Raw genomic sequence first — 14,670 nt, 5'->3', positions numbered from 1 at the left:
TTTAGTCTTACTCGCATTACTCTAAGTATCACTAAACTTTACACTTAAATAAAATAATAATAGGGAAAAACGATGAAAAAGCTTTTATTAGCCTCGTTACTTAGCGCAGTAAGCTTTGCCAGTTCAGCAACCATTGTAGAAGTAAGTACCAGCCAAGGTGTTATTAAAATTAATTTATTTGATCAAAAAACACCAAAAACTGTAGAAAACTTTATGAGTTATTTAGATGATGCAGCGTATAACCAAACAGTGATTCATCGCTCAGTCAAAGATTTCATAATCCAAGGTGGCGGTTTTACCTACTCAGATGATTTTGATCGAATTACAACCAAGCCAGCAGTCATTAACGAACCTATTTACTCTAATGTTAAAGGCACGATTGCCATGGCTAAACTAGGTGGAAACCCAAACAGCGCAACTAGCCAGTGGTTTTTTAACTTAAAAGATAATAGTGCCAACTTGGATGTGCAAAACAGTGGTTTTACTGTGTTTGGACAGATTACGGATGATAGCCAAGCGACTTTAGATAAAATAGCTGCTTTAGTACATTGTGGTGAAATACCGGTAGTTGGTATCACTACAGAGCAGTGCTTAAAAAGTGATGTAACCATTAGTAATGCTAATTTAGTGACTATTCAAAGCGTATTAGTTATAGATGACGATCCTAATTCAGCGCAGAACCTTACACCGGCTAAAAACACTTTAATTAGCCAAGTAGTGCCACCTTCGCAAAAAGAAGATTCAAGCGGTAGTATGGCTTGGTTACTAGGGGCTTTATTATTAGTGTTACCACGTTTAAAGCGCGCTAAATAACAAATACTTAAAATAAAGAAACCCCGCTATGGGTGTTAAATAGCGGGGTTTTTAGTTGTTTAATGTAAAAGTTAAAACAGTAATACCCGCCAAATTATTACCAGCCATAACGCAAATACACTGCCACAGCCTATTAAGAATAGATTAAAGCGTATTCTTATTTTATTACTGCCTAAGTGAACAATGCTATGTAAAATACGCGAAATCACAAACAGCCAAGCTAAAACAGCCACCAGAATGCTTGCACTATTGAGTTGCATTGCAAGTAAGCACCCAGCATAAAACAACACGGGTATTTCAAATTGATTGGTAAAGTTTCTATCAGCAACACGCACATTGTCACCTGCATTATCTAAACGCATAGTGGCAAAGTCGGTTAAATTGATGTGTTTATTTTTAGCTGCGGCAAAACGTCTTTTACCCATAATAATCATTACAATGAGTGAGAGTAAAACTTGGGCGAACATAGCTAAAATGATCAACTTTTCCATGGTTTTTCCTTATTATTATTTGAATTAGTTGCAGTATGCAGGTGTTTTTCACAATGTGTTACACAATTAACGGATAAATTGTGGCAAAACATTAATCTAAAATGTTAATTTAGGCTGTAAATAGCTTTTTAAATAAGCGTAGATCGCAGTTGCGACATACTTTTAATGGAAATAAAATGAAAAAACTTATTGGCTTTAGTGCCATTGCACTTGCTGTACTAAGCGGTTGTTCAAATACATCATCTGTATCTCAGGCACCTCAAACTGTTTTATTATCAGACTCGCTCGTTGTAAGCCCTAATGATAATCGCGAATATAAAACGCTTAAATTAGCTAACGACATTGAAGTTATTTTAGTATCAGACCCCAGTGCTGAAAAATCAGCCGCGGCATTAAGTGTTGGAGTGGGTTTATTACATGACCCAATGAGCCAACAAGGCATGGCCCATTATTTAGAGCATATGCTGTTTTTAGGCACAGAGCGCTACCCAGATACTAAAGGGTACTCTGACTTTATGACCAAAAATGGTGGCGCGCACAACGCCTATACTTGGCTCGATATTACCAACTATATGTTTAAAATTAACAACGATGCGTTTGATGAAGGGTTAGACCGTTTTGCTGACTTTTTTAAAGCCCCTAAGTTATACCCTGAATACACAGACAAAGAAAAAAATGCAGTAAATGCAGAGTGGTCAATGCGCCGCGAAATGGACTTTTTTGGGCAGTTTAAACTAGCGCGTAAAATGATGGGTGACCACCCAGCTAACCGTTTTTTAATTGGCAACCTAGAAACCTTAGGTGACAAAGAAGGCAGCTCATTACACAAAGAGACAGTTGATTTTTATAATAAATACTACTCTTCAAATATTATGAAAGTAGCGCTTATTTCTAATTTGCCAATTGCGGCAATGGAGCAAAAAGCACAAAAATACTTTGCTGATATTAAAAATAAAAACATCGAAAAACCAACAGTAACCGCCAAGCTTAACTTTGATAATGCCGGTGGTAAGCGCGTGTTTTATGCCCCTAATGAAGATGTAAAACAGTTACAACTTGATTTTACCATTAGCAATAACAATAACGAATTTGCACTCAAGCCTAATCGCTTTGTGGCCTACTTATTAAGTAATGAAATGCCTGGCAGTCCAGCGCAAATATTACGTGATAAGGGGTGGGTATCGCAATTGTCAGCATCGGCAGTGCCAACCCACTATGGCAACTACGGGTCGTTAAACGTTAACGTAGAGCTTACCGATACAGGCATGCAAAATCGTGAAACGATAGTGGCGACTATAATGCAGTATATTGAATTGATTAAAAAAGAGGGCGTTGATAGTAAATACTTTAACGAAATTCGTACCTCGTTAAATAATCAATTTAAGTTTTTAGAAAAAGGTGATGAGTTTAACTATGTAAGTACATTGACTCAAAGCATGCAAGACTACCCGTTAAATCATGCCATTAATGCGCCTTATTATTACGCTAAGTTTGATGCAGACTCAGTAAATAAAGTGCTTAAACAATTAAATGCCGACACTTTACGCATTTGGTATGTATCGCAGCAAGAAGAAACCGACTCACAGCTTCACTTTTACGACGGTAAATACCGCATTAGTGACATAAGCGCACAGGAAGTTGCAAGCTGGAACAAAAAAAGCCAGTTTAATTTAGCGCTACCGAGCGTAAATAACTTATTACCAGAAAATTTTGCTATTAAAACCCAAGCATTTAAACAACAAAACTCCCCAGAGCTTGCTTATGATAAAAATGGCGTGAAAATATGGCGTCAGGCAAGTCAAAAATTTGCAGAGCAACCAAAGGGACTTGTTGAAGTTTATATAAATACCCAGCCGGGGCTAAACGATGTAAAAGCGGAGGTTTTATACTCTGTTTGGGCCGATCTGTACAACATACAGCAAAGCCAACTAAGCACTGAGGCTGCTATTGCAGGTATGAGCGTAAACCTTGCACCAAGTAATGGTTTAGTTTTGTCTATGAGTGGCTTTACAGATAAGCAAAATGTACTGCTTAAACAAGCATTAAGTGGGCTAAACAGTGATATAAGTGGGCAAGCATTTAACCAAGCTGTAGATCGTTTTAAACGTAATTTACTTAACCAGCAAAAACAATTTCCTTACGCGCAAGCATTTGCTGAATATACAAAATTAAGCCGTACCGGTAGCTTTGATACTGATACTTTAATTAGCACAGCCAACACTTTAACTTTAGCTGATTTTAATGCTTTAAAACAAAACACCTTTGCTAATAACGATTTACGCGTATTTAGTTATGGTAACTATAACCAGCAAGACATAGCAGCAATAGCATCCGAGCTGAGTGCTATTTTGCCAAGTAACTATAAACACACTGAGTTTGCGCGCAGTAAAGCATGGTTACCACAACCAGGTGAAACCATAGTGTTACAAAAAGATATAGATGTAGCCGATGTAGCTGTGGTTGATATGACAGTTCATCCAACACCGGGTTACAAACAAAAAGCACAAGCTGCCGTGCTACAAGGGCATTTTAGAACCATTGCATTTGATAAAATGCGTACCGAGGAGCAACTTGCGTATGCCGTTGGTGCGTTAGCTCGCCCCATAGAGGATTACTCAGCGATTGGTTTGTTTATTCAAACACCAGTAAAAGGGCCAAAAGAAATACAAACGCGTTTTGATCTGTTTAAAAAAGAGTATGCAGTTGAGCTCGACAACATGAGTGAAGAGACGTTTGCACAGCTTAAAAATGCCACGTTAGTATCGCTTAAAGAGCAACCTAAAAACTTAAGTGACGAAATGAGCCCACTATTAAATGATTGGTATCGTGAAAACTTTAATTTTGATTCAAAGCAACAGTTAATAAATGAAGTTGAGAAAGTAACGCTTAGCGATATTAAAGACTATTACCAACAAACAATGCTTAACCCTAATGCGGCACGTTTAAATGTGCAATTACGCGGGACTAAGTTTATAGAAAGTGACTTCGCCGATTTACCAAATCAAACAAAAATCACCACGCTAGATGCCTATTACAATGGTATTAAACTACAAAAATAAGCTTTATTTTTACAGCTAAAAATAAACCCCAATGTATTGCTACATTGGGGTTTTTATTTATTTCAGTTAATTTAAGCCATCACTAAAACTTAAGCCATTAGTAAAAAGCCTATCACTGCAAGTGCTGCAGCAATAAGCGTATAAGGCAATTGTGTAACAGCGTGGCTCATTAAGTTACAGCCAGCGCCTTGGGCTGCTAATACCGTTGAGTCTGAATAAAAACATGCTTGGCTGCCAAACGATGATGCTGATAATAACGCGCCAATGACTAATGGAATATTAGCATCTACCGCCGTTGCCAGCGGCATAACAATAGGAATAGACACAGCAAATATTCCCCAGCTTGAGCCCGTTGCAAATGCTAAAACAGACATTGCAATAAATACCACTGCAGGCAAGTAACCCGCGGTCATGTATGGGCTTAAACTATTAATAACATATTGCGGCAAGCCAATTAAATCGCACACATCTTTAAATATAAACGCGGCTATAACCGTGCCTATAGCCGGTATCATGCTTTTAAATCCATCGAGCATACGTTCAATCATTTCACTAAACGACATTAATTTTTGTAGTGCATAAAAGGGCAAAATTATAGCCATAGTGGCCAGTAAACCTTTATAAACGTCTATCTCAAAGTAAACGGTAAAGCCGACTAATAAAATAATAGGCAATAAAAAGTTATGTAATTTACCTTTAGGATCAGCATCTTCAAAGTTTTCTTCTACTGCTTTTACCGCGTACTCGTCTGCTGTTTGTACTTCACTGTATTGCGCCGGATCGACTTGTGCTTGCTCAATTTGTGCCATCTGTTCTGCTTTTTTCATTGGGCCAAAAGCAGGGATCACACCAAGTACCACTAACAGCACAACGAGTACCGCAAACCATGCGTAAAACATATACGGAATAGCCTGAATGTAAACAGCAATGCCTTTGCCTTCTTCAGCAATACCGTTATCTACGAGTAAACCACCAAAAAATACCGCCCACGTAGATAGGGGCACAAGTACGCAAATTGGTGCCGCAGTTGAGTCGACAACGTAGGCTAGCATTTCACGGCTTACTTTAAATTTATCGGTAATGCGTTTCATGGTTTCACCCACAGTAAGCGCATTTAAATAGTCATCAATAAAAATAACTAATCCAAGGCAAAAGGTCATAAATAATGAAGAGCGTTTGCCCTTAGTGTATTTAAGTGCCAACTTACCAAATGCAGAAGCACCACCGGTACGGACTAATAAGGCGATTAACGCACCAAAACCACCACACACCAATATTAGCCATCCAATGGTTTCGTCACTCATTACTTTAAGTGAGGTGCTGGCAAAATTAGCCAATACCTGCGAGGGATCAGCCATTATGAGCCCAACAAGGGCACCAATTAATAAAGATAAAATAGGGCGGCGTAGTACTACAGCCAAAATAACTACCACTAAAGGCGGCAGTAAGCTTAACGCAGAAGGTTCAAGCATTTAAGTATTCACAAAATTAAAAGCATATTTAAAAATTTAAACTGCTTAACAAAAACAAAGAAGATGATAAGTTAGTAGTATTATCACTTTCCAAGTCACTGCTTTTGCACGCGATATCACTAGGGAACTGTTATTTTAAATTAATAATCAGCAGTAATATGCGTTGGCTTGGCGCCAGACGGTGCAAGGAGTGCAACCGCTTTTGTTATGCCTATAAAAACATCGGCGCAAAAGTAATCTGCTTTACATCTTCAGTCAACAAATAAATGCTTTAATTGACTCATTTTTATTATTTGGCTGAATATAACGCTACAAACCAGAAGGATAACAATACATGCGAAGGCAATTTAATACCGAGCGATTAATTATTCGCCATGCAGTTGAAGCAGATGCTGGCGATTTATTAAAGTTAGTAAATCAAAAAAGTTTTATAAAATACATTGGGGATAAAAAAATTTATACCCTTGAGGATGCTATAACCTATATTAAGCAAGCTTTTAGTGAGGCGCACCAATCGCAAGGGTTTGGCCCTTATGTGATCACTTTAAAAAATCAGCAGTTAGTGGGGGTTGTTGGTTTTTATAGCCGTGCAATGTTGCAGCACCCCGATATAGGATTTGCGTTATTAACAGCGTTTGAAAAACAAGGGTATATTTACGAAGCTGCAAAAGCGTTAGTTGAAAATAAAAGTATATATGGCATTAATAAATTATGCGCCATTACCTCAATAGATAATAGCGCATCACAAAATGTGTTAATTAAGCTTGGCTTTAAGCCACAAGGGCAAGTAATAATAGATAAAGAAAGCCGCAGCGTTGTTTCTTTATTTTTATATCATTAAATAATTTTAGTAATGATTATTTAAACCGCGTTTGTTCAATTTGCTTGGCTACTGCTAGGTTGATTTCTTGCCAGGTTTTTTCAAGTGTTGCTACTAGCGCATCATAGCCGTCACCGTCGAGTTGCGTTACATTAGCAAAATTGTGCAAACTTAATAAGCGTCGGCCTGTTTCGGGATGGGTATAATATAAACGCCATAGCCCAGATATATCTGCGTTGCCTTGTAGGTCGCCATTAAAATGATGAATTTCATATTCTAATTCATAAAAAGTTTGTTGATCTAGCTCGGTGATCACCGGTAAACCTTTTATTACCATCCAGTTAGGTAGGGCATTAAAGAGTGTTTGTTGGGCACTTACGGTGAGCATCGAATCAGGTGACTCACCCCATAAGTGATAGTTTGCAGCATGAATTTGATTGTGATCTATTTTCATAGCAATGCCGCGATTATTTAAGGCGCCCCTCAGTACAACTGTTTGTACTCTTAATTGCGCATCAGTTGCACTTACATCTCTTGAGGAGGCAACAATAGGTTGTTCAAACTGATAATACGCGATGGCAGTTTGAATTGATGAACTGCAACCACTAAGCAGTAAAACGAGTAAAATAACAAAAAAAGATGATTTAACCATTATTGCTTCCTTGGTTTTGGGTCTGCGGGTAATGCTTTATCAAATATAAACATATTAGGCTGCTCATTTAGGCCTTTAGTTAGCGGCTGTAGTTGCTCACTTAAACGTTTAAACTCTTGTAAGGTTTGCTGTAGCTGATTATTAAACTGCGAACCTGCTTGATAGCTGGCCATGGTTTTATCAAATTGGCGCATAGTGACTTCAAATTGTTCCATACTCTTGGTCATTTTTTTGAAGTTTTGATTAAAGTCACCCGGTAAATTTTGTGTGTCTTTTTGGTTTAGCAAATCGCGCATGTCGTTGGCCAACCCTTGGTAGTCGCTAAAAGTGGCTTGCATTTGTGCTAGGCTATCTTCGATTTTTAGCTCGTTTACCTTATTAAGTACATCAGAAACCTGATCGGCTAATACAGTAATACCGCTAGATATACTTGGAAAAACATCATATTGAGCCAGTTTTTCTAGTTTTGCATCAGGCGCATCGGTATAAATGTCAAAGTCGACATACACAGCACCGGTAAGTAAATTACCCGGTTTAAGCGAAGCGCGCATACCATTGCTTACCCAGCCACTTAAACTCGTTTGCCAATACTCTTTAGCTAAATCGTTATCGTGGTACAGGCGCCCATATTCTATTTTAATAAGCACAGGTACAGCCGTATTTTGGTTTTTAAAGTGAGCTGGTTTGCCGTTAATAATCACATTGGCAGGGGCTTCTACTACTGTACCAATTCGAGTTCCTCGGTATTCAACCGGAGCGCCAGCGCGCAGGCCGCGAATTGATTGCTCAAACTCAATAAGATAGTAGTCAAAGTCGTAAAAGCGCTCTTCAAGTGCTTCTTTATAGCTTTGACTAAGCGAAAAGCTATGCTCATTTTGGGCAATATCGCCAGGTGCTTGTTGATCGGGTAAGCCCACCGATATACCGCCTTTTAAAAGTTTACTAAGCGATCCGGTATTAATGTTTATGCCATCAGCAGAAAGGTCAATTTCTATACCTGAGTTAACCCAAAAAATAGAATTTAAGGTGATCAGGTTTTCGTAGGGTGCTTTAATAAAAATACCGTACTTCATGGCTTGGTTTTTCCAATCAAATGTCGCGGTTTCTATTTGCCCAATTTTATAGTTTTTGAAAAATATACCGGTACTTACTTCAAGTACCTCAGCGTTGTAGCTCAATAACTTAAAGCGTCCGCCTTTAACATCTTTACCGATTAAGGCCGGCTCGTCTTGTAGTTCAAACTTTTCTTTTTTCTTTTTACTTTCTCCAGGCGAAAACTCTAAATATACACCTGATAAAAGCGTACTCATGCCACTAATGCCGGTTTCATCTATACGCGGTTTTACCACCCAAATTTTGGCATCTTCGGTGAGTAAGTTATCGTAGTTTTTATCTATTTGAGCGCGGGCAATAACACTGTCTTGCGAGTCGGATAAACGCACATGATCTATTTGGCCAATTTTAACACTGCGTACTTTAATTTCGGTTTTTCCCGCAACTATCCCCTCCGCTTGTGGCATGGTTATATAAATAGTGGGGCCTAAATTAGTTTGGTATTGATAAAGCATCCAAACACCCACAAACAGGGCAATAACGGGAATAATCCAAATTGCAGAAATTTTTGATTTTTGTGTAATATTAGCGGTTTCGGTCATGCATTATTCTCTGCGTTATTATTTTTAGGTGAATCCCATAGCAAACGTGGGTCAAAGGCGTGAGCTGCCATCATTTGACATAGTACCATAACAGTAAAAAAGGCAACGCCTAAGCCGGGCGTTACCGACATTAAGTTACCCAATTGTACCAAAGCAACTAAAATGGCCACAACAAACACATCAATCATAGACCATTTCCCAATAAATTCAGTAAGTTGATAAATACGTGTATACCCTATGGTGTGATCATTTGCGGGTTTGGCAACCATAAAGCACAAAAAGCTCAATACTAAAGCCTTTGCAAGTGGGACTACAACACTGGCAATAAATATAATCATGGCAATAGGGTATGAGCCATTTTGCCACAGCGCAATAACACCAGCAATTAAGGTTGAAGGGCTTTCATCGCCTAAACTGGTGGTATACATAATGGGTAAAACATTGGCTGGAATATAGCAAATAATAGAGGTAATTAACCAAGCCGTAGCTTTTTGTACACTGTTGGGGTTTCTAATATAGGTTTTACTATGGCAACGATTACAAACACTTTGCGTGCATAGTTGATGGCACACATGGCAAGCTTTTATATCGTTATCAATGGCGCGCTGAGTAAGGTTTATATTTTCAAGTTTTTCTACTGGGCCAATTTGTGCCCACAAGCGGGGGCGGTTTAAATGTGTTAACGCACTAATATATAAAATAACAAAGCCCACATAAGCCCAAAAGCTCACCCCAAAACTAATATCCGCGAGAGACATTATTTTAACCATACTAACAAGTACGCCAATGAGAAAAATCTCCGACATAATCCAAGGCTCAAGCGCTAGGGTAAATTTTAATAATCGTCGAGCAATACCTTGAGGTAGCGCTCTAAGCGCGCCTAAATGTAATGGTATTAGTATAATAAGTAAGCTCATAGGCAGGGCTATAATACTTAAATCAATAAACAGCCCTAACAAGTTACTATCGTAATTAAATAAAATACGCGCGGCATCGGGCAAGGTTATAGTTTGCGTAATACCGCTGCTGCTAAACGAAATAAAAGGATAAAACATGCTGCTAAGTAGCATTAACAAGGCACTAAAGCTCAGCGCTACAACTCGGCTGTCGTGATCTGTATCTGAGTCAGAAACCTTATGCCCGCAATGGGGGCACGTTGCGACATTTTTAGCCTCAACCAGGGGGACCTCAATAATATAGTCGCAACAAGGACACGCTATTTGCAAAGTGTTCGCTTAGAATTAAACAAAGAGTTAAATTTTGCTATAATTATCGCCTAAATACAAATGTTATAACTGTTGTTGAGCGTAATTAATTATTAGTTAAGAGTGCATTGCAGTGGCACTCGCTACATTATATATAGCTAATACCACTGCTTATACATCAATCAAATAATGCCACTGTTTGGCGAGTAAGGGCAATCAGCTCACCCGATTGCGACCAAATACAGCCGTCTTCTAAGCCGTAACCACCTTTTGCATGATGGGTAATTGCTTCAAAGCCCAACCATTGACCAGGAGTTAAGTTAGGCGCTTGCACAAATTCTAAATACCACGACATGCTACTGGCAGGCGCTGGTTGTTTAAACATTTGTAATAAAGTAGGAGGCCATGCATCGGTTAGCGCTATAATATGTGCTTCTGTAATGGCCGCTGGAGTTTCTTTAAAGCGCATCCACCCGCCTAAATGGGAGGTTTCTGCACTGCTAAAAGGCATAGCACCTTGTTGTGGGCATAAATCAACATGTTGAAAAAACTCCGGCATTTGCCCTTGTATAAATGGCAATGTATGGCGCTCATTAACTTCCTGTAAGCCTAACGACTTTGCAACGGGTACATTAATAGCTGAGTTGCGGTTACTAGCAAAGCAGGCTTGTACAATTACACACACTTGTTCGTTTTGAATTGCTTTGGCCAGTACTTGAGTACTACTTTTGCCTTCACGCAGTATTTCTACCGATAAAGAAAATGGCGTATCGGCAAGCAGCGGGCCAACAAAGTTAGTACTTAAAGACAATAACCGGCGCTCACTATTTACTTGAGCTCTCATTGCTTGATATAAAAGTGCTGCAGATAACCCACCAAAAGCGGTGCGCCCTTGGCACCAATTAGCTTCAAACTGCATGGTGTTTGCCACATTATTAGTGTCGTCTTTATTATTAATATTAGCGGCTTGTTGCAGCAAATGATCGAAATTCATTAGTTAGCGTGTCCTTAAAAGTACGAATTACTAAATATATAACACAGCCGAACTTGTCAGACCAGCAATAAAAGTTCAATACAAACGGCGTAAAAACCAGCGTTGCTAGCAAATATTGCACTTTATTTAGCTTATTTTGTAAAAAAATCAAAAAAAATGATATTTTTTTCATTTTTACAGTTGAATTAAGTTTGCAGCATCCCTATTAACTAGTCATCGAACGTATTAACGAATATTGAAGTTGGAGAAATTTCATGGGTAGAATTATTGGAATAGACTTAGGTACTACAAACTCTTGTGTTGCAGTACTTGATGGTGGCAAAGCACGTGTTATTGAAAACGCGGAAGGCGATCGCACAACCCCGTCTGTTATTGCTTATACGCAAGACGGTGAAACTTTAGTTGGTCAGCCAGCTAAACGTCAAGCGGTTACTAACCCAACAAACACAGTATTTGCTATTAAGCGTTTAATTGGTCGTCGTTTTGAAGACGAAGAAGTACAGCGCGATATCGGCATCATGCCATTTAAAATTGTTAAAGCCGATAACGGTGATGCATGGGTTGAAGCGGGCGGCGAAAAACGCGCTGCACCACAAATCTCTGCTGAAATCCTGAAAAAAATGAAGAAAACGGCTGAAGACTTCTTAGGTGAAGCAGTAACTGAAGCAGTTATCACAGTACCGGCATACTTTAACGATTCACAGCGTCAAGCTACAAAAGATGCGGGTCGTATTGCTGGCCTTGAAGTTAAACGTATCATCAACGAGCCAACTGCTGCAGCACTTGCTTACGGTATGGACAAAAATCGTGGTGAAAACATTGTTGCAGTATACGACTTAGGTGGCGGTACTTTCGATTTATCAATTATTGAAATTGATGAAGTTGAAGGCGAGCACACGTTTGAAGTACTTGCTACAAATGGTGACACGCACTTAGGTGGTGAAGATTTCGATAACCGCGTAATCAACTACCTAGTAGCTGAATTTAAGAAAGACCAAGGTCTAGACTTAAAAACTGACCCACTTGCAATGCAACGTGTTAAAGAAGCAGCTGAAAAAGCGAAGATTGAACTATCTTCTGCACAATCTACAGAAGTAAACCTTCCGTATGTAACTGCAGATGCGACAGGTCCTAAGCACATGAACGTGAAACTAACACGTGCTAAGCTTGAGTCACTTGTTGAAGACTTAGTAACTAAGTCAATTGAACCATTAAAACGTGCACTTGCTGATGCTGATTTATCAGTAAGCGACATCAACGACATTATTCTTGTTGGTGGCCAAACACGTATGCCTTTAGTACAAAAAACAGTTGCTGAGTTCTTTGGTAAAGAGCCACGTAAAGATGTTAACCCTGATGAAGCTGTTGCAGTAGGCGCGGCAATTCAAGGTGGTGTACTAGCTGGTGACGTTAAAGACGTACTATTACTAGACGTTTCTCCATTATCTCTAGGTATTGAGACAATGGGCTCGGTAATGACAGCACTAATTGAGAAGAACACCACGATTCCTACTAAGAAATCGCAAACTTTCTCAACAGCTGAAGATAATCAGTCTGCAGTAACAATTCATGTACTGCAAGGTGAGCGTAAGCGTTCAAGCGACAACAAATCTCTAGGTCAATTTAACCTAGAAGGTATTCGTCCAGCACAACGTGGTACACCACAAATCGAAGTAACATTCGATGTGGATGCCGATGGTATCTTACATGTATCTGCTAAAGATAAAGATACAGGTAAAGAGCAAAAAATTACGATTCAAGCATCTTCAGGCTTAAGTGATGAAGAAGTTGAACAAATGATTCGTGATGCTGAAGCGCATGCTGAAGATGACAAAAAATTCGAAGAGCTAGTAGCGACTCGTAACCAAGCAGATGCAATGGTTCACGGTACACGCAAGCAAATTGAAGAAGCTGGCGATGCACTTCCAAGTGAAGACAAAGAAGCGATTGAAGCGGCTGTAGTTGACCTTGAAACTGCTATTAAGAGTGACAAGAAAGACGAAATTGAAGCTAAAACTCAAGCGCTTGCTGAAAAGTCTCAAAAGCTTATGGAAATTGCACAAGCTAAAGCTCAACAAGGTTCAGCTGACGCAGGCGAGCAACAACAATCTGCTAAGCAAGATGACGACGTAGTTGATGCAGAGTTTGAAGAAGTTAAAGACGACAAGTAATTGTTGCTTACGCTTCTAGCTAACACAAAGCACTGTAACTTAGTTAAGTGTTTAAGTTAGAATGAACGATTGAGGCGCGCAGGCAATAGCTTGACGCGCCTTTTGCATGAGAATTAGGTGGTAAATCGATACGATTTATCGGTTTATCAAGCAGCCTAGCTGCAAATAGAAAAGAGTAGTGTGGTAGATATGTCAAAACGCGATTATTACGAAGTCCTCGGCGTAAGCAAAGATGCGAGTGAGCGAGACATTAAAAAAGCGTATAAACGCTTAGCGATGAAATATCATCCAGATCGTACTTCAGGCGACAAAGAGCTTGAAACAAAGTTTAAAGAAGTAAAAGAAGCTTACGAGATATTAACTGACGCGCAAAAACGTCAAACTTACGACCAATACGGCCATGCAGCTTTTGAGCAAGGTGGCGGCGGTGGTGGTCATGGTGGTTTTGGCGGCGGTCATGGCGACTTTGGCGATGTTTTTGGTGATGTTTTTGGCGATATTTTTGGTGGCGGCGGTGGTCGACGTCAATCTCGTCAGCAACGTGGATCTGATTTGCGTTACAACATGGACTTAAGCTTAGAAGAAGCGGTTCGTGGTAAAGAAGTCGAAATTAAAATACCAACCTGGGTAGGTTGTGATCCATGTGATGGCAGCGGTGCAAAGGCTGGCTCTAAGCCTAAAACATGTACTACGTGTCATGGTGCTGGGCAAGTACAAATGCGCCAAGGCTTTTTTGCTGTTCAGCAAACGTGTCCTACGTGTCAGGGGCAAGGTCAGATTATATCTAACCCTTGTGACAGCTGTCATGGACAAGGCCGCGTAGAAAAAACGAAAACCTTATCGGTTAAAATTCCTGCGGGTGTTGATACCGGCGATCGTATTCGCTTAACGGGCGAAGGCGAAGCGGGAATGCATGGTGCGCCTTCTGGCGACTTGTACGTGCAAGTATCTGTTCGTGAACACCGTATTTTTGTACGTGACGCAAATAACTTACATTGTGAAGTTCCTATTAGCTTTACTACAGCGGGTCTTGGTGGCGAAATTGAAGTGCCAACACTTGATGGTCGCGCTAAGCTTAAAATTCCTTCTGAAACACAAACGGGCAAAATGTTCCGTATGCGTGGCAAAGGCGTTAAATCTGTTCGCAGTGGTGCAATAGGCGACTTAATTTGTAAAGTGGTTATTGAAACACCAATAAACCTGAACGAACGTCAGCGTGAATTATTAAAAGAATTAGAAGAAAGCATGGGCAAAGATAGCTCAAAAAACTGTCCTAAAGAGCAAGGCTTTTTTGACGGTGTTAAAAAGTTTTTTGATGATTTAACTAAATAATTTAAT

At 39.6% G+C, this 14,670-nt stretch carries 11 protein-coding genes; 5 read left to right on the top strand and 6 right to left on the bottom strand.

The genetic code is table 11. The features are described 5' to 3' along the window. Positions 1-72: 72 nt before the first annotated feature. Positions 73-813 carry a peptidylprolyl isomerase gene (locus H5079_RS05600; RefSeq protein WP_011329976.1) on the top strand — a complete coding sequence of 247 codons (741 nt, stop codon included), beginning with the start codon at positions 73-75 and terminating at the stop codon, positions 811-813. Positions 814-884: 71 nt separating this feature from the next. Here H5079_RS05600 and H5079_RS05595 read toward each other — a convergent pair whose 3' ends face one another. Next, positions 885-1,304: an MAPEG family protein gene (locus H5079_RS05595; RefSeq protein ID WP_182683651.1), complete on the bottom strand. Its 420-nt coding sequence runs from the start codon at positions 1,302-1,304 to the stop codon at positions 885-887. Positions 1,305-1,480: 176 nt separating this feature from the next. Here H5079_RS05595 and H5079_RS05590 point away from each other — a divergent pair, with 176 nt between their 5' ends. Then, positions 1,481-4,363, top strand: a complete 2,883-nt coding sequence (locus tag H5079_RS05590) for an insulinase family protein (RefSeq protein WP_182683650.1) — start codon at positions 1,481-1,483, stop codon at positions 4,361-4,363. Between the two features lie 89 nt (positions 4,364-4,452). On the opposite strand, the gene H5079_RS05585 is transcribed toward H5079_RS05590, so the two are convergent. Next, positions 4,453-5,835, bottom strand: a complete 1,383-nt coding sequence (locus tag H5079_RS05585) for a Na+/H+ antiporter NhaC family protein (protein ID WP_011329979.1) — start codon at positions 5,833-5,835, stop codon at positions 4,453-4,455. A 334-nt stretch (positions 5,836-6,169) separates the two neighbouring features. Here H5079_RS05585 and H5079_RS05580 point away from each other — a divergent pair, with 334 nt between their 5' ends. Beyond that, complete coding sequence (locus H5079_RS05580; protein WP_089369217.1) at positions 6,170-6,676, top strand: GNAT family N-acetyltransferase; 507 nt, start codon at positions 6,170-6,172, stop codon at positions 6,674-6,676. Positions 6,677-6,692: 16 nt separating this feature from the next. Here the strand turns inward: H5079_RS05580 and H5079_RS05575 are convergent, their stop codons facing one another. From H5079_RS05575 to H5079_RS05560, 4 genes are all read right to left on the bottom strand, one after another. After that, positions 6,693-7,307, bottom strand: coding sequence for a PqiC family protein (locus H5079_RS05575; protein ID WP_011329981.1), 615 nt, complete (start codon positions 7,305-7,307; stop codon positions 6,693-6,695). Beyond that, entirely contained in the window at positions 7,307-8,962 is a 1,656-nt protein-coding gene (gene pqiB / locus H5079_RS05570) for an intermembrane transport protein PqiB (RefSeq protein ID WP_182683649.1), read from the bottom strand. The genes H5079_RS05575 and pqiB overlap by 1 nt, the downstream gene beginning before the upstream one ends. Continuing rightward, entirely contained in the window at positions 8,959-10,188 is a 1,230-nt protein-coding gene (locus H5079_RS05565) for a paraquat-inducible protein A (protein WP_182683648.1), read from the bottom strand. Before H5079_RS05565 ends, pqiB begins: the two co-directional genes overlap by 4 nt. 157 nt (positions 10,189-10,345) lie before the next feature. Further along, the gene (locus tag H5079_RS05560; RefSeq protein ID WP_182683647.1) at positions 10,346-11,161 is read right to left on the bottom strand and encodes an acyl-CoA thioesterase II; all 816 of its coding nucleotides are present in this window, start codon (positions 11,159-11,161) and stop codon (positions 10,346-10,348) included. A gap of 254 nt (positions 11,162-11,415) precedes the next feature. On the opposite strand from H5079_RS05560, the gene dnaK reads away from it, so the two are divergent. Together dnaK and dnaJ are read left to right on the top strand one after the other, a co-directional pair. Continuing rightward, positions 11,416-13,332 carry a molecular chaperone DnaK gene (dnaK, locus tag H5079_RS05555; RefSeq protein WP_011329985.1) on the top strand — a complete coding sequence of 639 codons (1,917 nt, stop codon included), beginning with the start codon at positions 11,416-11,418 and terminating at the stop codon, positions 13,330-13,332. Between the two features lie 189 nt (positions 13,333-13,521). Continuing rightward, positions 13,522-14,664: a molecular chaperone DnaJ gene (gene dnaJ / locus H5079_RS05550; RefSeq protein WP_182683646.1), complete on the top strand. Its 1,143-nt coding sequence runs from the start codon at positions 13,522-13,524 to the stop codon at positions 14,662-14,664. Positions 14,665-14,670 lie beyond the last annotated feature (6 nt).

This window comes from Pseudoalteromonas sp. SG44-5, assembly GCF_014164175.1.
In the GTDB taxonomy this organism is placed as follows: domain Bacteria; phylum Pseudomonadota; class Gammaproteobacteria; order Enterobacterales; family Alteromonadaceae; genus Pseudoalteromonas; species Pseudoalteromonas nigrifaciens.
This window is presented reverse-complemented; position numbering and strand designations above follow the sequence as displayed.

Excerpts from the sequence above, each read along its gene's own strand:
- H5079_RS05600 (WP_011329976.1), top strand. The coding sequence starts at position 73 with ATGAAAAAGCTTTTATTAGCCTCGTTACTTAGCGCAGTAAGCTTTGCC.
- H5079_RS05595 (WP_182683651.1), bottom strand. The coding sequence starts at position 1,304 with ATGGAAAAGTTGATCATTTTAGCTATGTTCGCCCAAGTTTTACTCTCA.
- H5079_RS05590 (WP_182683650.1), top strand. The coding sequence starts at position 1,481 with ATGAAAAAACTTATTGGCTTTAGTGCCATTGCACTTGCTGTACTAAGC.
- H5079_RS05585 (WP_011329979.1), bottom strand. The coding sequence starts at position 5,835 with ATGCTTGAACCTTCTGCGTTAAGCTTACTGCCGCCTTTAGTGGTAGTT.
- H5079_RS05580 (WP_089369217.1), top strand. The coding sequence starts at position 6,170 with ATGCGAAGGCAATTTAATACCGAGCGATTAATTATTCGCCATGCAGTT.
- H5079_RS05575 (WP_011329981.1), bottom strand. The coding sequence starts at position 7,307 with ATGGTTAAATCATCTTTTTTTGTTATTTTACTCGTTTTACTGCTTAGT.
- pqiB (WP_182683649.1), bottom strand. The coding sequence starts at position 8,962 with ATGACCGAAACCGCTAATATTACACAAAAATCAAAAATTTCTGCAATT.
- H5079_RS05560 (WP_182683647.1), bottom strand. The coding sequence starts at position 11,161 with ATGAATTTCGATCATTTGCTGCAACAAGCCGCTAATATTAATAATAAA.
- dnaK (WP_011329985.1), top strand. The coding sequence starts at position 11,416 with ATGGGTAGAATTATTGGAATAGACTTAGGTACTACAAACTCTTGTGTT.
- dnaJ (WP_182683646.1), top strand. The coding sequence starts at position 13,522 with ATGTCAAAACGCGATTATTACGAAGTCCTCGGCGTAAGCAAAGATGCG.